Source organism: Ruegeria sp. BC1, from assembly GCF_056539305.1.
In genome coordinates this window covers 943,316-966,874 of sequence record NZ_JBQFUT010000001.1, presented here as the reverse complement: position 1 = coordinate 966,874, position 23,559 = coordinate 943,316, and the positions used below count along the sequence as shown (strand labels likewise).

General features: G+C 57.0%; 26 protein-coding genes. 12 read left to right on the top strand and 14 right to left on the bottom strand.

Annotated elements, in window-relative coordinates; genetic code table 11:
* The 8 genes from secF to ACR0IY_RS04815 all read left to right on the top strand — a co-directional run bounded on the left by secF (nucleotide 1) and on the right by ACR0IY_RS04815 (nucleotide 4,927).
* Nucleotides 1-969, top strand: a complete 969-nt coding sequence (gene secF, locus ACR0IY_RS04850; protein ID WP_480670784.1) for a protein translocase subunit SecF — start codon at nucleotides 1-3, stop codon at nucleotides 967-969.
* Complete coding sequence (locus ACR0IY_RS04845; protein WP_480670782.1) at nucleotides 950-1,708, top strand: TSUP family transporter; 759 nt, start codon at nucleotides 950-952, stop codon at nucleotides 1,706-1,708. The genes secF and ACR0IY_RS04845 overlap by 20 nt, the downstream gene beginning before the upstream one ends.
* 9 nt (nucleotides 1,709-1,717) lie before the next feature.
* Nucleotides 1,718-2,071, top strand: a complete 354-nt coding sequence (locus tag ACR0IY_RS04840) for an Mth938-like domain-containing protein (RefSeq protein WP_480670780.1) — start codon at nucleotides 1,718-1,720, stop codon at nucleotides 2,069-2,071.
* A gap of 66 nt (nucleotides 2,072-2,137) precedes the next feature.
* Nucleotides 2,138-2,752, top strand: a complete 615-nt coding sequence (gene ccmA / locus ACR0IY_RS04835) for a heme ABC exporter ATP-binding protein CcmA (RefSeq protein ID WP_480670778.1) — start codon at nucleotides 2,138-2,140, stop codon at nucleotides 2,750-2,752.
* Nucleotides 2,749-3,405 carry a heme exporter protein CcmB gene (gene ccmB / locus ACR0IY_RS04830; RefSeq protein ID WP_480670776.1) on the top strand — a complete coding sequence of 219 codons (657 nt, stop codon included), beginning with the start codon at nucleotides 2,749-2,751 and terminating at the stop codon, nucleotides 3,403-3,405. Before ccmA ends, ccmB begins: the two co-directional genes overlap by 4 nt.
* 61 nt (nucleotides 3,406-3,466) lie before the next feature.
* Nucleotides 3,467-4,240 carry a heme ABC transporter permease gene (locus ACR0IY_RS04825; protein WP_480670774.1) on the top strand — a complete coding sequence of 258 codons (774 nt, stop codon included), beginning with the start codon at nucleotides 3,467-3,469 and terminating at the stop codon, nucleotides 4,238-4,240.
* The gene (gene ccmD / locus ACR0IY_RS04820) at nucleotides 4,237-4,395 is read left to right on the top strand and encodes a heme exporter protein CcmD (protein WP_480670772.1); all 159 of its coding nucleotides are present in this window, start codon (nucleotides 4,237-4,239) and stop codon (nucleotides 4,393-4,395) included. Before ACR0IY_RS04825 ends, ccmD begins: the two co-directional genes overlap by 4 nt.
* Nucleotides 4,388-4,927, top strand: coding sequence for a DsbE family thiol:disulfide interchange protein (locus ACR0IY_RS04815; protein WP_480670770.1), 540 nt, complete (start codon nucleotides 4,388-4,390; stop codon nucleotides 4,925-4,927). The genes ccmD and ACR0IY_RS04815 overlap by 8 nt, the downstream gene beginning before the upstream one ends.
* An 18-nt stretch (nucleotides 4,928-4,945) precedes the next feature.
* On the opposite strand, the gene ACR0IY_RS04810 is transcribed toward ACR0IY_RS04815, so the two are convergent.
* Together ACR0IY_RS04810 and acnA are read right to left on the bottom strand one after the other, a co-directional pair.
* A complete protein-coding gene (locus ACR0IY_RS04810) occupies nucleotides 4,946-5,281 on the bottom strand; it encodes a TM2 domain-containing protein (RefSeq protein ID WP_480670768.1) in 336 nt (111 codons plus the stop codon).
* A 124-nt stretch (nucleotides 5,282-5,405) separates the two neighbouring features.
* Nucleotides 5,406-8,096, bottom strand: coding sequence for an aconitate hydratase AcnA (gene acnA / locus ACR0IY_RS04805; protein WP_480670765.1), 2,691 nt, complete (start codon nucleotides 8,094-8,096; stop codon nucleotides 5,406-5,408).
* A 244-nt stretch (nucleotides 8,097-8,340) separates the two neighbouring features.
* On the opposite strand from acnA, the gene ACR0IY_RS04800 reads away from it, so the two are divergent.
* A complete protein-coding gene (locus tag ACR0IY_RS04800) occupies nucleotides 8,341-9,042 on the top strand; it encodes a DUF1223 domain-containing protein (protein WP_480670763.1) in 702 nt (233 codons plus the stop codon).
* Here the strand turns inward: ACR0IY_RS04800 and ACR0IY_RS04795 are convergent, their stop codons facing one another.
* The 5 genes from ACR0IY_RS04795 to purB form a co-directional block, all read right to left on the bottom strand.
* On the bottom strand, nucleotides 9,043-9,966 hold the full coding sequence (locus tag ACR0IY_RS04795; RefSeq protein ID WP_480670761.1) for a lysophospholipid acyltransferase family protein: 924 nt from the start codon (nucleotides 9,964-9,966) through the stop codon (nucleotides 9,043-9,045). It abuts the gene before it with no gap.
* A 109-nt stretch (nucleotides 9,967-10,075) separates the two neighbouring features.
* A complete protein-coding gene (locus tag ACR0IY_RS04790) occupies nucleotides 10,076-11,155 on the bottom strand; it encodes a flagellar motor switch protein FliG (protein WP_480670759.1) in 1,080 nt (359 codons plus the stop codon).
* A 68-nt stretch (nucleotides 11,156-11,223) separates the two neighbouring features.
* A complete protein-coding gene (locus ACR0IY_RS04785) occupies nucleotides 11,224-11,766 on the bottom strand; it encodes a tetratricopeptide repeat protein (protein ID WP_480670757.1) in 543 nt (180 codons plus the stop codon).
* Nucleotides 11,767-11,868: 102 nt separating this feature from the next.
* Nucleotides 11,869-12,021: a chitin-binding domain-containing protein gene (locus tag ACR0IY_RS04780; protein ID WP_480670755.1), complete on the bottom strand. Its 153-nt coding sequence runs from the start codon at nucleotides 12,019-12,021 to the stop codon at nucleotides 11,869-11,871.
* Nucleotides 12,022-12,143: 122 nt separating this feature from the next.
* The gene (gene purB / locus ACR0IY_RS04775; RefSeq protein ID WP_480670753.1) at nucleotides 12,144-13,448 is read right to left on the bottom strand and encodes an adenylosuccinate lyase; all 1,305 of its coding nucleotides are present in this window, start codon (nucleotides 13,446-13,448) and stop codon (nucleotides 12,144-12,146) included.
* A gap of 240 nt (nucleotides 13,449-13,688) precedes the next feature.
* On the opposite strand from purB, the gene ACR0IY_RS04770 reads away from it, so the two are divergent.
* Complete coding sequence (locus ACR0IY_RS04770) at nucleotides 13,689-14,249, top strand: hypothetical protein (RefSeq protein ID WP_480670751.1); 561 nt, start codon at nucleotides 13,689-13,691, stop codon at nucleotides 14,247-14,249.
* Between the two features lie 396 nt (nucleotides 14,250-14,645).
* On the opposite strand, the gene ACR0IY_RS04765 is transcribed toward ACR0IY_RS04770, so the two are convergent.
* The gene (locus tag ACR0IY_RS04765) at nucleotides 14,646-15,467 is read right to left on the bottom strand and encodes a glycosyl transferase (protein WP_480670749.1); all 822 of its coding nucleotides are present in this window, start codon (nucleotides 15,465-15,467) and stop codon (nucleotides 14,646-14,648) included.
* A 67-nt stretch (nucleotides 15,468-15,534) separates the two neighbouring features.
* Nucleotides 15,535-16,752 (bottom strand): bifunctional alpha/beta hydrolase/OsmC family protein, encoded by a 1,218-nt coding sequence (locus ACR0IY_RS04760; RefSeq protein ID WP_480670747.1) that lies wholly within the window; start codon nucleotides 16,750-16,752, stop codon nucleotides 15,535-15,537.
* 243 nt (nucleotides 16,753-16,995) lie between these two features.
* On the opposite strand from ACR0IY_RS04760, the gene ACR0IY_RS04755 reads away from it, so the two are divergent.
* Entirely contained in the window at nucleotides 16,996-17,190 is a 195-nt protein-coding gene (locus tag ACR0IY_RS04755; protein ID WP_480670745.1) for a hypothetical protein, read from the top strand.
* A 4-nt stretch (nucleotides 17,191-17,194) separates the two neighbouring features.
* Here the strand turns inward: ACR0IY_RS04755 and dddP are convergent, their stop codons facing one another.
* Nucleotides 17,195-18,538 (bottom strand): dimethylsulfonioproprionate lyase DddP, encoded by a 1,344-nt coding sequence (gene dddP, locus ACR0IY_RS04750; protein ID WP_480670744.1) that lies wholly within the window; start codon nucleotides 18,536-18,538, stop codon nucleotides 17,195-17,197.
* Between the two features lie 121 nt (nucleotides 18,539-18,659).
* Between dddP and ACR0IY_RS04745 the strand changes: the two genes are divergently transcribed.
* Nucleotides 18,660-19,403, top strand: a complete 744-nt coding sequence (locus tag ACR0IY_RS04745; protein WP_480670742.1) for a heme-dependent oxidative N-demethylase family protein — start codon at nucleotides 18,660-18,662, stop codon at nucleotides 19,401-19,403.
* A 36-nt stretch (nucleotides 19,404-19,439) separates the two neighbouring features.
* Here ACR0IY_RS04745 and ACR0IY_RS04740 read toward each other — a convergent pair whose 3' ends face one another.
* The 4 genes from ACR0IY_RS04740 to glnA all read right to left on the bottom strand — a co-directional run bounded on the left by ACR0IY_RS04740 (nucleotide 19,440) and on the right by glnA (nucleotide 23,556).
* Nucleotides 19,440-20,351, bottom strand: coding sequence for a hypothetical protein (locus ACR0IY_RS04740; RefSeq protein ID WP_480670740.1), 912 nt, complete (start codon nucleotides 20,349-20,351; stop codon nucleotides 19,440-19,442).
* Nucleotides 20,352-20,550: 199 nt separating this feature from the next.
* The gene (locus ACR0IY_RS04735; RefSeq protein WP_480670738.1) at nucleotides 20,551-21,339 is read right to left on the bottom strand and encodes a lytic murein transglycosylase; all 789 of its coding nucleotides are present in this window, start codon (nucleotides 21,337-21,339) and stop codon (nucleotides 20,551-20,553) included.
* Nucleotides 21,340-21,404: 65 nt separating this feature from the next.
* Entirely contained in the window at nucleotides 21,405-22,049 is a 645-nt protein-coding gene (locus ACR0IY_RS04730) for an MSMEG_1061 family FMN-dependent PPOX-type flavoprotein (protein ID WP_480670736.1), read from the bottom strand.
* Nucleotides 22,050-22,149: 100 nt separating this feature from the next.
* The gene (glnA, locus tag ACR0IY_RS04725; RefSeq protein WP_480670735.1) at nucleotides 22,150-23,556 is read right to left on the bottom strand and encodes a type I glutamate--ammonia ligase; all 1,407 of its coding nucleotides are present in this window, start codon (nucleotides 23,554-23,556) and stop codon (nucleotides 22,150-22,152) included.
* Nucleotides 23,557-23,559: the final 3 nt, after the last annotated feature.

Genomic DNA, 23,559 nt, shown 5'->3' with positions numbered 1-23,559 from the left:
ATGAGACTGAAACTCGTACCGCAAAACACCTCGTTCGATTTCTTCAGCCGCTGGAAAGTCTGGCTGGGTATATCGGCGCTGATGATGGTTGTGGCGTTCACATCCTTCATGCTGCAAGGACTGAATTTCGGCATCGACTTCCGTGGTGGCACGACGATCCGAACTGAAAGCGCGCAAGAGATTGACGTTGGGGCCTACCGTGACGCCATCGCTCCGCTGGAATTAGGTGATGTGACGATCACTGAAATTTTCGATCCGACCTTTGGTGAGGACCAAAACGTCGCAATGATCCGCATTCAGGCGCAAGAAGACGCCGAGTCGGTGTCGGCCTCGATTGTCACAGCTGTGGAAGAAGCGCTGAAGGTCGCAGCACCGGATATTGAATTCGTGTCGGTCGAATCCGTCGGCCCCAAGGTTTCGGGCGAATTGATCCAGACCGCCGTGATCGCTGTGGTTTTGGCGATCGGAGCAGTTCTGGTCTACATCTGGCTGCGCTTCGAATGGCAGTTCGCGCTGGGTGCTGTGGCTGCGCTGGTGCATGATGTGATCCTGACCATCGGCATCTTCTCGGAACTTCAGATCCGGTTTGATCTGGCCATCATCGCGGCACTTCTGACCATCGTGGGGTATTCGCTGAACGACACAGTGGTTGTGTTCGACCGGGTGCGTGAAAACCTGCGGAAGTACAAGAAGAAAGACCTGAAAGAGGTTCTGAATATCTCGATCAACGAGACGCTCAGTCGGACGGTGATGACCTCGGTTACCACGCTGCTGGCGCTGATCTCGCTTTATGTTCTGGGCGGGGACGTGATCCGCGGCTTTGTCTTTGCGATGATCTGGGGTGTGATCGTGGGGACCTATTCATCGGTCTTTGTGGCCTCGACCATTTTGTTGTGGCTGGGCGTGAAGCGGGATTGGTCCAAGCCGTCGAACACTGCAGGCAACCAGTTTGCAAACATCGACGCCTGAGATTTTCGGCCAGTCCCCAACAGGGCTGGCCGTTATTCTTTTTGCCGCATTCCTAGGTGGCATCGTGCGCGGGTTTTCCGGTTTCGGCACTGCACTGATTTTCATTCCCATCGCCACTCCCTTTCTTGGTCCGTTCGGAGCCATCATCGGCCTGACCATCATGGATCTCTTTGGCCCACTGCCGAACCTCCGCAGCGCGTGGCGTGCGGTGCATCGCAAAGACCTGCTGCGGTTATTGGTGGGGTGCGCGCTGCTGTTACCAGTTGGACTGTGGACGCTGACGCAGGTTGAGCCTGAGGTCTTCCGCTATGCGGTCAGCCTGTTGGCCTTTGGGATGCTGGCGGTGCTAATACTTGGAGTACGTTATCACGGGCATGTCGGGCGCGGCATGGTTGCTGGAATCGGCGCAGCGGCTGGGTTTCTGGGCGGCGTGGCGGGCTTGCCGGGTCCGGCAGTCATCCTGTTCTACATGTCCCGCGCGGTCCCGGTCGAGGTCATCCGTGCCACGATCCTATTGTTCCTTTTTGGTTTTGATTTCCTGATCCTTGGATTTCTGATGGGGATGGAGCGGATTACTTTGCCCACCGCCGCATTGGGCCTTTTGCTGGCCGTGCCCAACCTTTTGGGCAACTGGCTGGGCGGATGGTTGTTCCGCCCTGAGCGCGAGAAACTCTATCGCGCGGCGGCTTATCTGGCGATTGCGCTTGCGGCCTTGTCGGGCCTGCCGCTTTGGGGCTAGAACATGGGCATGCGCCTGAATGAGATCACCTACAACAACGCAGTTCCTATTGACGGCTATGGCCCGGGGTTTTTCCGCATCGGAGGGCAGGTTTACGAGGGGGCCGTGTTGACCAGCCCCTCTGGAACGACCGGGTGGGGCGGGTACGAGGATGCCGCACCGCTGCTGGCCCTATCGGATCACATCGACGTACTGTTCATCGGAACAGGCCCTGAGCTGGCGCATATCCCGTCCAAGCTGCGATCCACGTTGGAAGGGGCTGGGATCGGGGTGGAGATCATGAACTCTCCGTCGGCGTGCCGTACCTATAACGTGCTGCTGTCCGAAGGGCGGCGTGTTGCGCTGGCCTTATTGCCGGTCTGACTCAGCCGCAGGGCCTGCGGCAAATCTCACCTTTTGCGTCTGACAGCAATGAGATAAGCGGGTCCCATGACATTAACCGTGACCGATCTGGCCATCGCCCGAGGCGGCGTTCCCGTTCTTGAGGGGCTGAGCTTTGCTTTGCACCCCGGCAAAGCGCTGATTTTGCGTGGGCCCAATGGAATCGGCAAGACGACTCTGCTGCGGACACTGGCCGGGTTGCAGCCTCCTCTGGCCGGCCAGATTGAAGGGGCAGAGGACCAGATCGCGTATGCCTCGCACTCCGACGGGTTGAAGCCGACGCTGACCGTAGTCGAAAACCTGACCTTCTGGGCGTCAGTCTTTGGCACAAACGGTATTCAGCCCGCATTGGACGCATTTGCGCTGAACGAACTATCCGATCGTCATGCAGGTAACTTGTCGGCGGGGCAGAAACGTCGGCTGGGTCTGGCGCGGATGCTGGTGACTGGGCGGCCGATCTGGATGCTGGACGAGCCGACTGTGTCGCTGGACCGAAACGCGGTGCAGATGTTTGCCGATGCGGTACGCGCGCATCTGGGGCAGGGCGGCTCGGCCCTGATTGCCACCCATATCGACCTCGGACTGGACGGAGAGGTTCTGGATGTCGGCCCAAATAAGGCCAAACCCAAACCCATCGACGACTTCGACGGAGGTTTCCTGTGATCGCCCTTTTGCTGCGCGACCTTAAACTGGCCTTCCGTGCAGGCGGCGGATTTGGCCTTGGTTTGGCGTTTTTCCTGATCGTGACAGTTCTGGTGCCGTTTTCGGTTGGCCCGCAATCCTCGCTGCTGTCGACCATCGCGCCTGGTGTGCTGTGGCTGGGCGCGCTTTTGGCCTGCCTGCTGTCACTGGACCGCTTGCTGGCGCTGGACTGGGAGGACGGATCTCTGGACCTGCTCGCCACGGCGCCACTGCCGCTGGAGGCAGTTGTGTCGATCAAAGCGCTGGCGCACTGGCTGACGACAGGATTGCCGCTGGTACTGGCCGCACCCTTTCTGGGTGTCCTGCTGAACCTGCCTGTGCCGGGGTTCTCGTGGCTGGTCGTCTCGCTGCTGATCGGCACTCCGGCGATGAGCGTTATCGGCACGTTTGGCGCGGCCCTGACTGTTGGCCTCAAGCGCGGGGGGCTATTGCTATCGTTGCTGGTTCTGCCGCTATATGTGCCAACCTTGATTTTCGGGGCAGAAGTCGCGCGCCGTGGCGCCACCGGGATGGAGACACAGACCCCGCTGCTGATGCTGGCAGGCATCACCGCCGCCACCATTGCCCTGTTACCTTTCGCCAGCGCTGCCGTGTTGCGCATCAACCTTCGGTGACGCGGTCAAACTTTGACTGATGTCAATTGAGAACACACCCGACTCGGACTAGATAAGGCCCATGTCTATCGCAGCCAAAGCCAACGCCCTCTGGGAATACGCCAATCCGCGCAAGTTCCTTGCCACCAGTGAACGGGTGATGCCGTTTTTCTGGGTGTCGTCGCTCGCCTGTATTGTGGTCGGGCTGGTTTGGGGTTTTTTCTTCACACCGGATGATTACAAGCAGGGCTCGACCGTCAAGATCATCTACCTGCATGTTCCGGCCGCGCTGATGGCGATCAATTGCTGGCTGATGATGCTGGCGACCTCGCTGGTCTGGCTGGTGCGGAGGCACCACGTCAGCGCGTTGGCAGCCCGCGCCGCTGCTCCGGTTGGTATTGTAATGACGCTGATTGCGCTGATCACCGGCGCGATCTGGGGCCAGCCGATGTGGGGCACCTGGTGGGAGTGGGACCCGCGCCTGACCTCGTTCCTGATCCTGTTCCTGTTCTATCTGGGGTATGTTGCGCTATGGGAAGCGATTGAAGACCCCGACACTGCGGCCGATCTGACTTCGGTCCTGTGTTTGGTGGGATCAGTATTCGCACTCCTCAGCCGGTACGCGGTGAATTTCTGGAACCAGGGGCTGCATCAGGGCGCGTCGGTGATGCGCGCGGCTGCGGTGACAGGAACGGATACCGAAGAAAAAGTCAGCAACATTTATTTCTACCCACTGCTGCTGTGCATCATCGGGTTTGTGCTGCTGTTCATCGCGCTGGTTCTGTACCGCACCGGAACAGAAATCCGGGCGCGGCGGATCAAGGCGCTATTGGCGCGGGAAAGGGTTAGCGAATGATCCCTGATCTTGGAAAATACGCTGATACGGTCCTATGGTCCTACGCGGCCTCAATCGTGCTGTTGGCGCTGTTGGTCGTGTTCAGCATCGCGCGCGGTCGCAAGGTTCGGGCCGAGATGGAAAAGATCGAACAAAGGATGACGCGCAATGGCTAAGATCTCGCCCCTGATGATTGCGCCGCCCCTGATCTTCGGTGCGTTTGCCGTGTTGGCAGGGATAGGGATGTTCCGCGACGATCCCAACGCGCTGCCGTCTGCCCGCGAGGGGCAGCCTGCACCGCCAGTTGTCCTGACCGAATTCCCCGGCAAGACGATGTTCAGCGACGAGACATTGCGCGACGGAGAGGTCAAGCTGGTGAACTATTGGGCAAGTTGGTGCGCGCCTTGCCGTGCCGAACACCCCAATCTGGAAGCCCTGTCCGAGGAAGGTATCCCGGTTTACGGGATCAACTACAAAGACAAGCTTGCCAACGCGGATGCCTTTCTGACCGAACTGGGTGACCCCTATCGTGGTATCGGTCGGGATGAGCAGGGGCGCATGGGGTTGGACTGGGGCGTGTACGGAGTGCCGGAGACCTATGTGATCGACGGTGAGGGCACCATTATCCTACGTTTTGCAGGTCCGATCACCCAACGCGTGATCGAAAGTACGATCCGCCCGGCGTTGGAAAAAGCGGCAGGGAGCTGACCCAGCCGCCCGTGTTGATTAGTTTCCGCCCGACATTACGGAAATCTCGTTGGCGATAGCCGAACGCTTGCTGTTGGCGTCTTCGTTGATCATTCCCGGGATCAGGAATGCATCAACCAGCATCCAGATGCCCAGTGGAATAAGCAGCGCCAAGCCCACCACAAACGCAGCTGTGGCCCAGCCGACAATGAACATGATCAACATCGCAACGGCTGTGCCTGTGCGCCCCAGATAGAAACGATGCGCACCAAAGCCGCCAAGGAAAAGCCAAAGCAGATAAGCAACTGCGGTCGATTTCTTTTCATTGCTGAGGCGTTGTTCAACCAGCATCTGCTGTTCAGTAGAAAGTGTCATTTCACGTACCCTAAATAATTGTTTTTATCTAAAAAGTATTGCTCAGAACAAAAACAACGTAAAGTAGCAAACCCTGCTATTGACAGGGTTTGCCCAGAGTCGGCTGGCGAGTGGCTGATTTGCCTCAGTCAGACTTTGCCAAGTTGCGCAGAACGTACTGTAACACCCCGCCGTTTTCGATGTACTCGATCTCGGGCGCGGTATCGATCCGGCATTTCAGCGTAATGGTCTTTTTGGATCCGTCGCCAAAGGTGATGGTGCAGGGGACTTCTTGCAGCGGCTCAATCGTGTCCAAGCCGTGAATCGAGACTGTCTCATCTCCTGTAAGGCCAAGTGTTTTACGATTGTCACCGCCGGTGAACTCGAACGGAATGACCCCCATGCCAACCAGATTCGAGCGGTGGATGCGCTCAAAGCTTTCGGCAATCACGGCCTTGACCCCTAACAGCGCTGTGCCCTTGGCCGCCCAGTCGCGAGACGAGCCCGCGCCATATTGCTCACCACCAAAGACGACTAACGGCACACCCTCGGCCTGATAGGCCATCGACGCATCGTAGATTGAGGTCTGCTGACCATCCGGCCCCTTGGTGTAACCGCCTTCTACACCGTCCAGCATCTCGTTCTTGATGCGGATATTGGCAAAGGTGCCGCGCATCATGACCTCGTGGTTGCCCCGTCGCGACCCGTACGAGTTGAACTCGCGCGGCTGTACCTGACGTTCAATCAGGTACTTACCTGCAGGCGTGGTTGTCGCGAACGATCCCGCTGGCGAGATGTGATCAGTGGTGACCATATCGCCCAACACCGCTAACACTTTGGCGCCCTCGATATTCGAGATTGTGCCTGGCTGCGGGCCCATACCCTGAAAATAGGGCGGGTTCTGGATATAGGTCGAGGCGGGCGGCCAGTCATAGGTCTCGGCATCGGTGGTTTCGACCGCCTGCCATTTCTCGTCGCCCTTGAAAACATCGGCGTATTTCGACTGGAAAGCCTCGCGCGTAACGGTTTGTTGGACCAACTCGGCAATTTCACATTGAGTGGGCCAGATGTCTTTCATGAAGACGTCATTACCGTCCTTATCCTGACCGATCGGTTCCGAGGTCAGATCAATATCCATTGTTCCCGCCAAGGCATACACAACCACCAGCGGTGGTGACGCCAGATAGTTGGCACGGACATCCGGGCTGATCCGCCCTTCAAAGTTTCGGTTGCCTGACAGGACAGAGGTGGCGACCAGATCGCCTTCGGCGATCGCCTCGGACAATTCCTTTTGGATTGGGCCCGAGTTACCGATGCAGGTGGTGCAGCCATAACCGACAAGATTGAATCCGATAGCGTCCAGATGCTGTTGCAGGCCAGCAGCCTCGAGGTATTCCGAGACGACCTGAGATCCGGGTGCCAGCGAAGTCTTGACCCAGGGCTGACGGTTCAGGCCGAGCTCGTGCGCCTTTTTGGCAACCAGACCCGCGCCGATCATCACGTATGGGTTCGACGTGTTGGTGCAGGAGGTGATCGAGGCGATCACGACCTTGCCCGATTCCATCGTGTAATCTTCACCTTTGACGGTAACCTCTTTGCCCATGGGGCGTTTGAAGGTCTCAGCCATTTCTTTGGTAAAGGCGGTTTTTGCGTCAGTCAGGGCGACGAAATCCTGCGGACGTTTCGGCCCCGAGATCGCAGGAACGATGGTGCCCATGTCCAGCGACAGGGTGTCGGTGTAGATTGGTGCATAGTTCTCATCCCGCCAGAAGCCGTTTTCCTTGGCGTAGGCTTCGACCAGCGCAAGACGATCCTCATCTCGGCCGGTATTGCGCATATAACGCAGGGTCTCACCGTCGATGGGGAAGAACCCACAGGTCGCGCCGTATTCAGGCGCCATATTGGCGATTGTGGCGCGGTCGGCCAGAGGCAGACGATCCAAACCTTCGCCGTAGAATTCGACGAACTTGCCGACCACACCCTTGGCGCGCAACATCTCGACCACTTTCAGAACCAAATCGGTGCCGGTGGTGCCTTCGACCAGTTGGCCGGTCAGCTCAAAGCCAACCACCTCGGGGATCAGCATCGAGATCGGCTGACCCAGCATCGCGGCCTCGGCCTCGATCCCGCCGACGCCCCAGCCCAGAACGGCCATGCCGTTGACCATGGTGGTGTGGCTGTCGGTGCCGACCAGCGTGTCAGGATACGCGACCTCATCTCCGTTCTGGTCGGTGTCGGTCCAGACGGTTTGGGCCAGATATTCCAGATTGACTTGGTGGCAGATGCCAGTGCCGGGGGGGACAACACGGAAGTTGTTGAACGCGTTTTGACCCCATTTCAGGAACTGATAGCGTTCCATGTTCCGTTCGTATTCACGATCCACATTCATCTGAAAGGCGCGCGGGTTGCCGAATTCGTCAATCATGACCGAGTGGTCGATGACCAGATCAACCGGGTTCAGTGGGTTGATCTTCTGTGCGTCACCGCCCAGTCCCTTGATACCGTCGCGCATTGCGGCCAGATCGACCACCGCCGGAACGCCGGTGAAATCCTGCATGAGCACGCGGGCAGGGCGATAGGCAATCTCACGCGGGTTCTTGCCGTCGTTATTTGCCCATTCGGCAAACGCCTTGATATCCTCGACCGAAACGGAAAACCCGTCATCCTCGAACCGCAGCATGTTCTCCAGAACAACTTTCAATGCAGCGGGCAGGCGCGAAAAATCGCCCAGACCGGCCTCTTGTGCGGCGGGTATCGAATAATAGGAAACTGATTTGCCATTCACGCTCAGGTTGCGGCGTGTTTTGGCTGTATCCTGTCCGACTTTGATGGGCATCTTTGGCCTCCCTCTCAAATGACGTGAAGTATGGGACTCGCTGACTGATATCTGTAACACGTTTCCAGATGGTTCAAGGCTCAAGATGGTTGTTCTGCAATTTTGTATACCGTTGCACACATTTTTGGCCTTCCCTGTAGCAAAATTTCAAGAAACCTTGATTGGAGGGTGAAGCGCTAAGGGGGTAAACCATTTAAGTCCCTTATCGAAATCAGACAAAAAAGTTGTCAGCCCGAGGTCAGACATGTTCAGATCCGCCGCCATCGCCACCGCACTTTCTCTGCTTGTTGCCGCCCCGGTCGCGGCAGAAGGCGATCCTGTGGTGATCGAGTTGTTTACGTCTCAGGGGTGTTCATCCTGTCCGCCAGCGGATCGGATTATGCATGACCTGGCAAAAAGGGACGACGTTATCGGCTTGGCTCTGCACGTCGATTACTGGGACTATATCGGGTGGAAGGATGAGTATGCCGATCCCGGCCACACCAATCGCCAACGTGAATATGCGCGTCAAGGTGGGCGGACGATGATCTATACTCCGCAGATGGTGGTGAATGGTCAACACGATGTAGTCGGAGCGAAACATGGCGAGTTGGACCGGCTGATCGAAGCACATTTGAAAGCCGCTCCCGAGGCATCGGTTACGGCCCGGCGTTCCGGCAATAATGTGACCGTGTATGCCACTCCGGTCGAGCTACCGGTTGGCGAATCCTATGACGTCCGGCTGGTACAGTATTCACCATTGCGCCATGCCTCGATCCGCCGGGGGGAACTGGCCGGGCATGAACTGGACTATGCGAATGTCGTGGAAACCTGGCTAATAGCAGGGCAATGGGACGGGATCGCGCCGCAACAGTTCTCTGCCGAGTTAACCACGGACTTGCCAGCGGTTGTCCTGATACAAAGAGCTGGGCACGGCCCGATCGTCGCGGCCGCAAAGGTCGAATGATCAGCTCTGGTCTTCTGGCTGCAGAATCATTCCGTTCAAGGCCTTCCAGCGCCGGTGAATCCAGAACCACTGACCCATATGCTGCCTGACCATCGCCTCCAGATCATCGTTGGTAAACTGCGTCATGGTTTTGGCATCGGTATGCGGTACCGGCTCGTGCAGAACGATTTCAAAATCAATGCCGTTGGGCTGACGCACGGCGTAGCATGGGATTAACTCGGCCTTGTGTTTTATTGCCAGTTCGGCGTTCACAACGGATGTGATGGCCTGTCTGCCAAAGAATTTAAGCTTTTCACCGCCATAGACGTGCAGGTCCGAAACGATGGCGATAATGCCGCCGTTTTTGAGTGAGCGGACCATTTCGACCATTCCACGGCGGCCCTGTTCGAACATGGGCGAGCCGGTCTTATAGAATGCCTCGACATACATGTCGTTGAAGTACGGGTTGGCCATTCGGCGATACAGACAGCCGATGGGTTGGCCGCAGCGGGCCTGAAGGGCGATACGCGCTGCAAGATAGTGACCGAAATGGGCCGTGATCATCATCACCGGCCTCCCCTCGGCCACAGCGGCGTCAAAGGCTGCTACACCGGGACCAGACACTTTTGCGTTGCTCTGACGTTCAGTGAAGCCTTCGGGCGAGAAGTGCTCCATGATGGCGCGACCCGCATTGTCGGGCACCTCGCGGCAGATGCGTTTTACCTCGGCTTCGGGCATGTCAGGGCAGGTGAGGTTCAGGTTATACCGCACCCGTTTGGTGAACCCGACCAAAGGGGCAAGATTGCGCACAATAGCCCCCATTGTTGCGATACGCCGTTCGTAAGGCAACAGGCGCATGGCGCCGATCACACCTTTCAGGAACAATCCGGTGATATAGTATTTCCGAAGCGCCCAACGGCTTAGTTTCGACTTTTCGACGGGCATAATCTGGTATCACCGGCTGTTGCAATTTGCCGGGTCAGACATACAAGGCGCTTTCGCAGACCACAAGCGCCCCGATCAATTGTACAGCAAAGGATACGACGCGGCGCGGTCAATCGTCGGTATCCTCTTCAATGAGATTTATTACACCGTCATCGACAAACGCCCGAATGGCGCCGACGATAAGCGTCATAGCTTCTTCTGCTTCGGACTGCTTGACTTGGCCACGCTCATCTATCTCTTCGCGAAGGTTATCGGCCATCCGGCCGGACATATTCGACAACAAAAAATCTGCGGTGGTTCGGTCACCTTCAGATGCAGCGCCAGCCATGGCGGTGACCAGATCACCTTGGTCCACACCGCGCAAAATCGAAGGTACGTCGCGCGGCAGAATCCGGGTGGGAATGTGTGCGAAGGTAAAGATCGACCGGCGCACAACGCTGGCAAAATCCGAATCCTCTTCGTCCAGTGCAGTCAGCAGCCCATCGCGGGTGGATGCAGACGATTGGTTCAGGATTGCCCCAACGCGCGCGCCGGGGTCGTCGGCGAAGGCTTGCGACGGTTTTTGATCCAACTGCGCGGCAAGCGACCAGCCAATGCGCTCGACGGCCTCGGGCGTGACGTTGGCTGTTTTTGAGATCGAAAAGGTAATCCGGCGCGCGACGGGACCAGGCAGCTGTCCCAACAGTTGCGCAGCTTTGGCCGTGTCCAGTTTGGACATCATCACGGCGGCGATTTCAGTGCTTTCCGCCTGTGCCATCACGGCTAAATCTTCAGTGGGGGTTTCGCGCAGGCGGTCCCACGGGTCACCGATCTGGCGCACACCCGCCACTTTGCGAAGGCGGGCGGCCGTCGACGGGGCTATCTTGCCATCAACAGCGTCTAGCGCGCTTGCCAATCCGTGTGGGAAGGACAGGCCGACGCTGTCGAGCGCATCTGCAAACTCGCCAGCCACAGTATCCAGTGTTACGCGATCCACCAGACCCATTTCACCCAGTTGATGGGTCAGCTTTTCCTGCAACGCGTCGGGAAGCTCTTCCAGCGGAATATCCGCGCCTTCGTTCAACAACAGCCGCACAACCACCGCGGCCTTCTGCCGATTGCTGAGGGACTGTGGAACGACACGAGGTGCGTCGTCGCTAATCCCTGGCAATGCCGTTGCCCCCTGTATCAATGTGCTTGTTTCCTGCATCTGCCTGCGGTTTCAAAGTTTAAGTCCACAGGCAGTGTAGGAAGAGTCGGGTAAAGAAAGGCTGAAGCCTAGTAGCTATAGGTCAGCCCGGTCCGGATTGCTTCGCGCAGCGACGCCTCGGCCCAGGTGCCTTCGCCACCGCGCGCCTTGATTTCGCGCCATTGTTCAATGGCCAGATCGGTTTTGCCTTCGGCAACAAAGCCCTGACCCATGTAACTGCGGGCCAAAATGTTGTCGGGGTTGGTCTTGATTGCGTTGTTGTAGAAGGTGTTGGCCAGCTCCAGCTCGCCCATTTTGCGGTAGGTAAATCCCCAGTAGGTCAGAACGCGGTCGTCGTTTTGATCCATGATGCGCAGAACGTCCTGCGCGTGTGCGAATTGCCCGTCATAGGCCAGCTCGCGCACGGCGTCGTACAGCTCGTCTTCGGTAAAGTTGGTCTTGTTGGGCTTCACGCAGCGCCCGGCGTCTTTGTCGTAAACGCGGCCGAACAGGCATTTTTTGGTTGTATTCGTTGGTTTGGGTGGGGCACCCGCGTCGCCGCCTGCGGCGTGCAATGCAGGTGCGAAGACAAAGGCCTGAAAGGCAATAGCTGAAACTAATACGAGGCGCATTTTCCTACTCCGTTCTTTAGGCTGCTCTCATCAAGCTAGCGCGATCTGATGAAAAGCTAACAATCGCGCCCTCGCTTTTATTCACAAGTAGGAAAAGTTTTCTCAGCTGTTGACGATTTTTGCGCAGGTCTGGGTTTCGGTATCCCAGTATGTCCCGTCCGCGCAGGACTGGGTTTGCTTAGAATGGCCGTTGCATGCCAGAGCGGCGGAGGCGGTAAAGCTTAGGGCCAATGCGCAAATGAGTGTACGGATCATGCGGTTTCTCCTGTTCGGAAATACAACGACAGCATAGCCGATTTTGTCCCGTCTGGCAAAAGAACAGGGCCCGGGTCGCGACATGCGAACCGGGCCCCTGGAACCAGTTGATTAGTCTTTACTTATTCGCCGAACACGCGCGCAAAGATCGTATCGACATGTTTGGTGTGATAGCCAAGGTCGAATTTCTCTTCGATCTCTTCAGGGCTCAGTGCCGCAGTGACATCGGCGTCTGCCAGCAATTCTTCTTTGAAGTCAGTGCGGTGTTCCCACACTTTCAACGCGTTGCGCTGCACCATGGCATAAGCATCCTCGCGGCTGACACCGGCTTGGGTCAGTGCCAGCAGAACCCGCTGGCTCATGACCAGACCGGGGAACTTGTTCATGTTCTCCATCATATTCTCAGGGAAGATCAACATCTTGTCGATTACACCTGTCAGCCGAGCCAGCGCAAAATCCAGCGTGATGGTGGCATCCGGCCCGATCATGCGTTCAACCGAGGAATGCGAGATATCGCGCTCGTGCCACAGCGCCACGTTCTCCATCGCCGGGATCGCGGCCGCGCGCACCATGCGTGCCAGACCGGTCAGGTTTTCTGTCAGGACAGGGTTCTTCTTGTGCGGCATTGCCGAGGAGCCTTTCTGACCCATCGAGAAGAACTCAGCCCCCTCCAGCACCTCGGTGCGCTGCATGTGACGTATCTCGATAGCGATGTTTTCAATGCTGCTGGCGATGACGCCCAGTGTGGCAAAGAAGGCGGCGTGGCGATCGCGGGGGATTACCTGCGTGCTGATTGGTTCAGGGACAAGGCCCAATTTCTCGCAGACATGTTCTTCGACACGGGGGTCGATATTGGCGAAGGTGCCGACCGCACCACTAATTGCTCCGGTGGCGATCTCGGCACGGGCATCGCGCATCCGCGACAGGTTGCGGTCCATCTCGGCGTAGAAGCGCGCGAAGGTCAGGCCCATGGTGGTGGGCTCGGCGTGAATACCGTGGCTGCGGCCGATGCGGACGGTGTCCTTATGTTCGATGGCGCGGCGCTTCAGCGCAGCCAGCAGACCTTCGAGGTCGGCAATCAGCATGTCGGCGGCGCGGGTCAACTGCACGTTTAAGCAGGTGTCCAGCACGTCCGAGCTGGTCATGCCCTGATGCACGAAACGCGCCTCTTCGCTGCCGACATGTTCGGCCAAATGGGTGAGGAAAGCGATGACATCGTGCTTGGTGACGGCCTCAATCTCGTCGATGCGGGCGACGTCAAATTCCACGTCCTTGGCCTTCCATACGGCGTCGGCGTTTTCACGCGGGATCACGCCCAGATCGGCCATGGCGTCACAGGCATGCGCCTCGATCTCGTACCAGATGCGGAACTTGGTCTCGGGCGACCAGATAGCAACCATTTCAGGGCGGGAATAACGGGGGATCATTGGCGACAGGACCTTTTGTAATTTGGATGAGGCGTTGGCGCGGGGTTTAAACGTGCAACCCTTGGGGAACAAGCCGCGAGTGCAGGCATGAGACGGTTTGCCCTGCTTTTAGCCCTCTGATACCGGCCAGCATGATGCTGTGGGCGTTTGTGCGATGAACTGACAGACAAACCCAGTGCTGGACAAAACGGGTCGGTAAAGGTCAATCTGATGTCAGTGAAATCATCAGGTTATTGAGATATGCGTATTTTATCTGGATCATGCCTTTGTGCCTGCGCCGCCCTTTGGTTCGGCGCCGCGGCACCGGCATCAGCGGATACTCCGGTTACCTATACCGACGAAGGTCGTGCCTTATTCAGTTTCGCCGTACCAGACTTTTGGGCTGTGCGCACAGGCGGCCCGCGAGAGATTGAGGATACCGAGTTGGGCGATCCTCGTGCTGTTGCCCGCGTCATGGGAGTGCGGCCTGTGACTGACGACAATGTCTGGATGGGGTTTGTATCGCCTACGGGCGTCGCTTCGATCGAAGGCGGGCTGCAGTATCTTGAGGATATCGACAAGTTTCTGGTCAAGGACCCGAAGATATCCAGTACATCAGACACCCGCGTTGGCGGACTGCCCGCACGGGTGATCCGGGGTGCCGGCAACCGGGACGGGCGGGGCATAAACTTTACGGCCACCGTGATCGACTTGCCGAGAGGACGCGTGGCGGTTGTTGTCGCTATCCTGCGCGATGGGGCTGATCCGGCATATGTCGACGATCTGAACGCCGTGTTCGCATCGTTCCGGTCCTTGCAGTAAGGAGGCGCACAAATGACACCCAGATTTATCAAACGTGCGTTTCTTGCATTGAGTCTTGGAGCAGCCAGCCTGACTTTGTCTGCATGCGATGGAGTCACGGTCGGGGTGGGATATGGGTATGACCCTTTTTATGACTCGATGCTTTGGAATGATTATTACCATGATGTCGATGTGGACATTGACGTGGACCGGCCACCAAGGCCGAAGCCGCCGGAAGGTAAGCCGCCTGCAAGGCCAAAACCACCGATTGCCAAACCTCCTGCACGGCCGCGCCCACCTGTAGCGCGTCCACCTACGGCCCGTCCACCAATCCACCGCCCGGCCAGACCGCGGCGGTGAATGGATCCGGAGTCAGGCTTTATGACGGTTTGACCCCGACAGGAGTGTGCGGTGAATTTAGGTCGGTTTCTGATCCTGACCGGCCTGTTCCCACACCCTTTTGACCCAGGTTGCGGGCCAGATGAACTGTCTCAGCGATTTGATCTTTTTCTTGGACTTCAAGGCACGCTTGATGTGCTGCCAAGGGGGCAGGTGCGGGTTTGCGTCGTTATACTGACCAAGTATCGCGTCGGTCGGGTTTAGGCCGCCTGCGAAAATGACCACACGCGCTTTTTTGGGTTCTTGGGGTTCGATGAAGTAGTTCAGCGGGAAGGTCGGAATGCACTCGATCCGAAAATGGCGCACCCATCCCGTGGGCCAGAATTTAATACCGTTCGGGGCGTTCTTGGTGACGAAGTGCTGTTCGAACCTATACTTGTCGGCGACGCCTTGTGGGTCTGCTGCGAAAATGTCCTGCAGCGGCGCCAAAGCGCCGACCGGCATCCGGTAAATCGACGTCTGCCCCAGTTTGTGCAGAGGCTTGGCAATGTTGCGGGCCAAGACGACGTCATCTTCCTCGCCAAACTCAAAGAATGGATCCAGCGAAGACGTGATGGCCACGTCAAGGTCCAGAAACAGGAACGGGCCTTTCAAATCGCCTAATTCGGGCGCCCACAAGCGGGACTTGGGCCACTTCCCGATGGTCCGTTCCGGCATGAATCCGGGCATTTCAGGCAGATCGAAACACTCGACGCCTGGATCGACACCTTCGGTGGTATCGGTAAAGGCGACAAACCGAAATGGCGGCGTCGTGTTCGCGCGCACCATCTTGTAGAGCCGGTTTATGTATGGGGCGCCGTAAGCGGTGCCCCAATTGATACAAACAATCTGCTTTTCCATGCCCGCATGGCTAACAGTCGCTTACAAACGCATCAAGATTGAAATCCTCGCTGTCCGTCGGCGGGGCTCAGTTCGAAATCAGTTCGGTGGTGATATGGGCTGAGCCTTCCAACGTACGGTGGACCGGACACTTGTCCGCGATCTCCAAAAAACGCGTGCGCTGTTCCTGATCTAGGGGGCCTTCCAGGCGGATTTTTCGACGGAACTGGTCAATCTTGCCATCACCAACTAGACCAGCGTCCTGTGCGTGAACCTTATTGTGGCAAACATCAACCGTTATACCCGTCAACGGCCACCGTTTGCGCCGTGCATACATGCGGATTGTCATTGACGTACAGGCACCCAATCCCGAGGACACAAAACCGTAAGGTGACATGCCCCGGTCGGTACCGCCATAGGATGCGGGTTCGTCTGCCACGGCGTGGTGGCGGGGGCCAGACTGAATGTCTTGCAGGAACCCGGCCGGATCAACCTCGGTTACGCGAACGACGCCTTCAGGTGCGCCGGGCGGCGGGGCAGGCGGGCACAGGGCGACATAGCGCTTGACCCAAGCTGCGATCACTTCTGCGGCGTATTCAGCGTCTGATGCCCGTGTGATCAGATGGTCAGCATCATCCAGTGTGATAAAGCTCTTGGGGTGCTTGGCGGCGAGAAAAATCGCGCTGGCATTGTCGATACTGACGGTCTCATCCCGTGGCGCATGCAGAATAAGAAGTGCGGCCTTCAAGTCTGCAATCGCAGGGGTCAAAGCTGATTCCGAGATGTCGTCGACAAAGGCTTTGCTGATCCGGAAGGGGCGACCACCCAAGATGACCTCGGCGGAACCGTCCTGTTGGATTTGTGGCAGCGCATCTTCGAAATGGTGGGCGACATGCCCGGGATCGGCGGGTGCGCCCAGCGTGACCACGGCCTTGACGCTTGGAATTCCGGCACGCGCACGCAAAACGGCTGCGCCGCCCAGCGAATGACCGATCAGCATCGCTGGCGCCATGTTGCGACCCGCCAGATAATGCGAAGCGGCAATCAAGTCTTCGACGTTTGAGGTGAAGGTTGTATTGGCGAATTCGCCCCCCGAATGACCCAGCCCCGTGAAATCAAAGCGTAAAACAGCTATACCCATCGCCGCCAGCCTTGCAGAGATGCGACGTGCGGCGGGAATGTCCTTAGAGCAGGTAAAGCAATGCGCGAACAGAGCCGTCGCGAGCACCGGCCCATCCGGCAAATCCAGACGCGCAGCCAACTTGTTGCCGTCGTGACCGGCAAATGTAATGCGTTCGGTGGGCATGACAGTTCCTTACATTTCGGGATGAACCTAATACTGTGTGCAACCGTCGGGTGGCTCAACCCCATTGTAAGACGCGTCACGGGAAGGTGAGAGCAGGATAGTTGATCGGGTCAGACACGTCAGCGTCCGTGGTTTGAAATGCATCACGTTTCGTGATCGCATGGCATTCAAATATTCGTTTCCGGAATATCGTCAAAGCCCTCATATTGCAGCTATCTCAATCGCCCAATCATGGAGGCTCAAATGTCATATACCGCATCCGCCCCGCGTGGCGTCGTTCTTCGCCCGGATATTTTGATTGTTATCGCTGTGACCGGGGTTATCGGTTTCACTCTCGGACAGCATTGGCCGCAGGCTGCCCCGACCAACGTCGAGGCAGGCCATATCGTGTCAGAAGACTGGCACGGTAACGTTCGGCGTTCGAATTGGACGAACTAATCGGTCACGCCAATCCCATCAGTTGGGGATCGAATGGGTAGGTGGTGAGGTTCTCATACCCGTCCTCGGTGATCAGAACCTGATCTTCGAGTTTGATCGAGAAATCACCGCCAACCTCGCCGACCGCGGCTTCGACGCACAAAACCATGCCGGGTTCCAATGGATAGTCATAGGAGCCCGCCACTGCCTTGTCCGGGTAAGCGACAAGGGGCCATTCATCACACAGGCCGACTCCGTGCATCAGGCAGCCGTATTTCTGCGCCTGAAACTTGCCGTCCAACTTATGTGCATTGGCTGTCAATTCGGGGATCATAACGCCGGGTTTGAGCATTTCCATATTGGTCATGATGTGCTCATGCGCGTGCTGCATCGCATAGATCATGTCGGGGCGGGGTTTTTCGTCCCCAATCCACCATGTACGCGAGATGTCGATGCAGATGCCGTAGGACCCGATCAGATCGGTATCAAAGGCGATGATCTCGTTCTTTTGAGTGATCCGAGGGCCGCATTCCTGAAACCACGGATTTGTGCGCTGACCTGAAGCCAGCAGGCGGGTTTCGATCCACTCACCCCCACGCCGGATGTTTTCAGCGTGCAGAACGGCCCAGATATCATCTTCCGATGTCTTTCCGTCACCCACATTGGCACGAGCAAACTTCTCCATCTCGGCCACGGCGGTTTCGCAAGCATGGTGAGCGCAACGCATGGCCAGGATTTCGTCGGGCCCTTTCACGGCACGGGATTTTTCGGTGACTTCTTCACCCTCCATGATCTCGAATCCCTGCGCTTCCAGAGCACGCAGGCCGTGAAGCATGATCTTGTCCACCGCCAAGCGTTTGTTCCCGCCGCCGTGATCTTCGATCAGTTTGCGCACCTCGTTCGAGAACACGTCGGCCTGAACCTCTACCTTGTCGCCACGGTCGAAATAAAACAGGTCCGCGCCCGAGCGCTGTTCCCGTACCAGAGGGTTGAATTTCGACAGGAACGGAGAGTTCTTATAGTCCCAGATCACCATATATCCATCGGCGCACAGGAGGACCGCCCGAAACGGGTTGTGTGTGTTCCACAGCTGCATATTGGTGCTGTCGGTGGCATAGCGAATGTTCAGCGGGTCAAACATCAACAACCCGCCATAACCGCGATCTACGACTGCTTTGGTCAGGCGTTTCCACCGATATTCCCGCATCTGGGCAAGGTCGGGCAAGACCAGTCCGGCTTGTTCCCATTCGGCAAAGGCCAGTTGGGTCGGTCCAATCTCGATCCGGTCATTGTCATTGGGTGTGCCGTCGCCCAGTGATGTGCCCTTGTTTGGGTCAATTTTGCGGCTGTCGCGGTAATGCTGGTTCATGGTGGGCCTCCCTGCCTGATTCAAGCGTGGAGAATCATTTCTGTGGCGTCTTGAATGATTGCGACCGCCTACCAGTCGCTTTTTGACCGACATGAATACGGCCAAGTGTTAGGCCGATGTTATGACACCGATTTTGCAAACCTCGATTCCCTATGATCCGCTGAAACCGCGCCCTCTGCCGGGTATCCAGCCAACCAGCATGGAAAACTGGTTGCACGTTGACGACGCGTATGCTGCTCAGATGGCGCGGCGCGAGTCGCTACTGGCCGAGCATCGCCCGGATGTTCTGGTGTTAGACCCCAGCGCAGAGCCCGCGGTGCAAGAGCTATTAGACATGGTTCTGCTTCACGCAAATCCGGGATGCACAGATCATGTGACCCGCCCGGACGGACGTGAGGTTCAGGTCGATCGGGATCGCCCCATGGATACTTTGTGCAAGCTGGTTCAAGAGGACTTCTGTGTCCTGCAAAAGCACGGGGACGAGCACGTTTTGACCGGTGCCATTCTGTGTTTCCCGGCCAGTTGGCAACTGTCCGAAAAATTCATGCGTCCGCTGATCGATATTCACATCCCCGTCGCCAACTATGATGCGGATATCGCGCGTCGCGTGCAGCGGTTGTTTGATGGAATTCAACCGGATCGGCCGCTGTGGCGGTTCAATACGCTGTGGTATGATGACGCCGAGTTGCACCAGCCGCGCAGCACCGACAATCGTAGGGAAATCAAAGGGCCGAAAACGGCGCGTTACCTACGCAGTGAGCGGCAAACCTTATTGCGTCTACCAGAAACGCAGGCCGTAGTCTTTTCAATCCATACCTACGTGCTTGCAGCTGAACACCTGCACGAAATGGAAAACCCCGCCTGATGGCGGGGCCTCCAAGGAGGGTCTTAAGGTTCAGTGCTAAATGCCCAACGCGTTGGCGACACCGGCGAAAGCTCCGCTTGTGCTGAGAGCCGAGATTGCGACGGTGTAGGCGAGTACCTGAGTATTGAAGCGAAAATCTTCGCCCCTGATCAGGTTCACTGCGGCCATGGAGGCCGCGATGGGAACCGACACGCTAGCCACGGCCCCGGTCAATCCCCAACTGGTCAGTCGCAGGATATCACTGGGCTTTTCGTGGTCGAGGGAGCGCGTGCCTTCGTCTCCATCTGTTGACTGCTCGGTAGGTTCTGTCCGGAAGGCGATGCTGAGCAACTGCTCATCCGACAGCTGGATTGGCCGGGCTACAGGTTTCTGCGCCTCTTTTTGTGGCTCATCCAGTTCTTCTTCAGAAATGTCTAGACCCGCGAACGGACCTGTCACTGCCTCGAATATTTGTTTCCTGTTTCGTGGTTTGGAGGGGGTAAGAGTGTCGAATGCGCTCATGAACTGTTCGATGGTCAGCACAGTGTTCGGCGACAACCATTCGACTCGCTGGGTGGCGCAGATGTCGACCATGCGATACAGGATGACCACCAGCATCAGTTCTGAAATCTCGGCGTCGTCTAACAGTGCGGACACCGGAGAGATTGTGATCGTCAGCCGGTTCTGTGGCAGGGTGGCAATCGGTCTTTGAGCGGTCTTAAGACCCGCAGCGCGGTCCAAGCGTTCGAACCGATCTTCGGTTCCGATCACCTGAGTGTCGAGGGTTAGGCGAACCAGATACTGACTGGAGACAATGCTGGCTTCGGTGGAACTCAGGGCGTTCTGACGTTCGACCAGATGACCATAATCTCGTAGAGTCGTTGCAACAATGGTGCTGAAGCGTTCGATCGCGCCGTCGATCTCGCCGTTGAATTGCAGACCACCGTGATAGCTGTGCTTCGGAGTCACCGCGCATTCCTTTGTCGCATCCTGTCTTGGGAACCAAGTTAACAGCGGATATGGGGCAGAATTTGGCGAAAATGGAAAAAAGTGAAAAATCGAAAGGATTGATTACTCTATGGAAACCTAGGCATTTTAAGGGCTTTTTAACGTCTGTGGCGAAAATGTGTCCGGATTAGGGGCAAGCGGTGCAAGATTGCGGCGATTGTCAGCCGTCGATTCGGGCCGCCATAATTGCGATTGATTGCTGGTAGACCGATGCAGCGTTCCATTGCTGGATCACTTTGAAGTTAGGTTGCCCAGGTTGATAGCCACGCCCCGGCTTCCAGCCTTTCTGGCGTAGAAAATTGGCAGTTGAGGCCAGCGCATCCGTCATATTGTAGAAGTCGACCCTGCCGTCACCAGTGGCATCGACCCCATAGGTCAAAGCGTTTCCTGGCAGGAACTGTGTGTGCCCAAGTTCGCCATGTTTCGCCCCTCTGGTGGCGGTCGTAATGCTGCCTTGATCGACGAGTTTCAGAGCGCCGATCGCGTGGGGTATGAAGAACTCGGATCGGCGACAATCATAGGCCAGAGTTGTTATTGCTGAAACAACCTGACTGTCGCCCATAAAATTCCCAAATCCGGTTTCCATTCCGTGAATTGCGATCAGAACACCGCTTGGAACGCCATACTGACGCTCCAACGCGGCATAGAATTGTGGATTGCGTGCTTTACGCTTGCGGCCCTGTGCAACAATCGTGTCAGCTCCGCGTACACGCATGAATTTATCCAGCGAGTACTTGAAGCTCTTCTGATTACGGTCCGCCGCAATCGTGCGGGTTGCGTATTGCGACTGGGCCAACGCCTGAAGCCCCTTCTTTTTGACGCCGGCACGCTTGGCCTGTTTGGCGAAATCCTGCTTCCAGGCTTCGAATCCCTGACTGGTATTGCCGCAGGGCGCGGCGACAGCCAGCGTTGGCAGGGATAGTGAGAGTATGAGGGCCAAGCGAAGCATGAGAGAATTCCAAAACAAAAAAAATCTGTGCAAGCCTACGCTGCCTTTTGAATTCCGAAAAGGAGTTAATACAGATCCAGTTCCCCAGTTTCTTTCAGGCTTTCGAACCATTCCTCTGGCGTAGAATTGATCTTCGCATGTTTGACCATCATCGCGTTCATATTCGGCAGATCTGATGAGTCCGGCCATTGATCGGGCTGCCAAAGGTTCGCGCGGATGACGCATTTGGGGCAATGCGCAAACACCGTATCGACATGGATAAGCAAAGCCAGTTTGGGCGCATGGTCATTCACGGCCATATCTTTAAGCAGGTCAGGGTCTTTGCAAATCCGCGCGGTGCCGCGCAGGCGCAGCGTTTCCATCTTGCCGGGGACAAAGAAAATCAGGCTGACGCGGGGGTCCTGAAGGACGTTGTGAAACGTATCGACCCGTTTATTGCCCGGCCGATCCGGTATAGCGATCAAGGTGTCGGACAGCACGTCAACAAACCCCGCCGGGTCGCCTCGCGGTGAGATATCCAGGTGTCCGCCGGGATTGGCAGATGCAATCAGGCAGAATGGGGATGCGGCGATAAAGTCGCGGCACATCTGATCCAGTGCGGGTATTTCTTTTGCGATTATCTGGGGCAGAGGCGCACCGGTTATTTGCTCAAGCTCCTCTTCCGAGGTCACGAAATCCTTGTATCGCGAGAAAGGGGTGTCAGACGTCATGCGATCTCTCCTAACCGGGTAGGACAAGTGTGGAAGATCGCGTCAAACGAAACAAGGGCGCCCAATTGGACGCCCCTGCAGATTTGAACCCAGAACCGGATCAGCAGCTGTAGTACATGCCGTATTCAACCGGGTGCGGGGTGTGCTCGTAGGTTTCGACCTCTTCCATCTTCAGTGCGATGTAGCCGTCGATCTGGTCTTTGGTGAACACGTCGCCCTGCAGCAGGAAGTCGTGATCGGCCGCCAGAGATTCCAAAGCCTCACGCAGCGAGCCGCAAACTGTCGGGATGTCGGCCAGTTCTTCGGCAGGCAAATCGTACAGGTTCTTGTCCATGGCTTCGCCCGGATCGATCTTGTTCTTGATGCCGTCCAAGCCGGCCATCAGCAGAGCGGCAAACGCCAAGTAGGGGTTTGCGGCCGGATCGGGGAATCGGGCCTCGACGCGCTTGGCTTTCGGGCTTTCGGTCCAAGGAATACGGACACAGCCCGAGCGGTTACGAGCAGAATAAGCGCGCAGAACAGGGGCCTCGAAGCCCGGGATCAGACGCTTGTAGCTGTTGGTCGACGGGTTAGTGAAGGCGTTCAGGGTTTTGGCGTGCTTAAGAACACCGCCGATGAACCAAAGGGCCTCGTCCGACAGGTCGGCGTATTTGTCGCCAGCGAACAGAGGCTTGCCGTCTTTCCAGATCGACATGTTCACGTGCATGCCGGTGCCGTTGTCACCTGCGATCGGCTTCGGCATGAAGGTCGCCGATTTGCCATAGGCGTGCGCTACGTTGTGGATGACATATTTGTACTTTTGCAGCTCGTCGGCCTGCTTGGTCAGGCTGTCGAAGATCAGGCCCAGCTCGTGCTGGCACGAAGCAACCTCGTGGTGGTGTTTGTCGACCTTCATTCCCAGACGTTTCATGGTCGACAGCATCTCGGACCGCAGGTCTTGCGCTTCGTCGATCGGGTTGACTGGGAAGTAACCGCCCTTGACGCCAGGACGGTGGCCCATGTTGCCCATCTCGTACTCGGTGTCGGTGTTCCACGACGCGTCAGTTGCATCAACTTCGTACGATACTTTGTTGATAGTGTTCGAGAAACGTACGTCATCGAAAAGGAAGAATTCGGCTTCGGGCCCCATATAGGCAACGTCACCGATACCCGATGCCTTCAGGTATGCTTCGGCCTTCTGGGCGGTGCCGCGCGGGTCACGCTCATAGGCTTCGCCGGTGTCGGGTTCGACAACCGAGCAGTGCACGCAGATGGTTTTTTCTGCATAGAACGGATCGACATATGCGCTTTCGGTATCGACCATCAGCTTCATGTCGGATGCTTCGATCGACTTCCAGCCCGCGATGGACGATCCGTCAAACATGAACCCTTCTTCCAAGAAGTCCTCGTCGACCTGATCTGCCATCAGGGTCACGTGCTGCAGTTTACCGCGGGGGTCGGTGAAACGAACGTCGACGTATTCGGCGTCTTCGTCCTTGATCAGCTGAAGAACTGCGTCCTTGCTCATTCT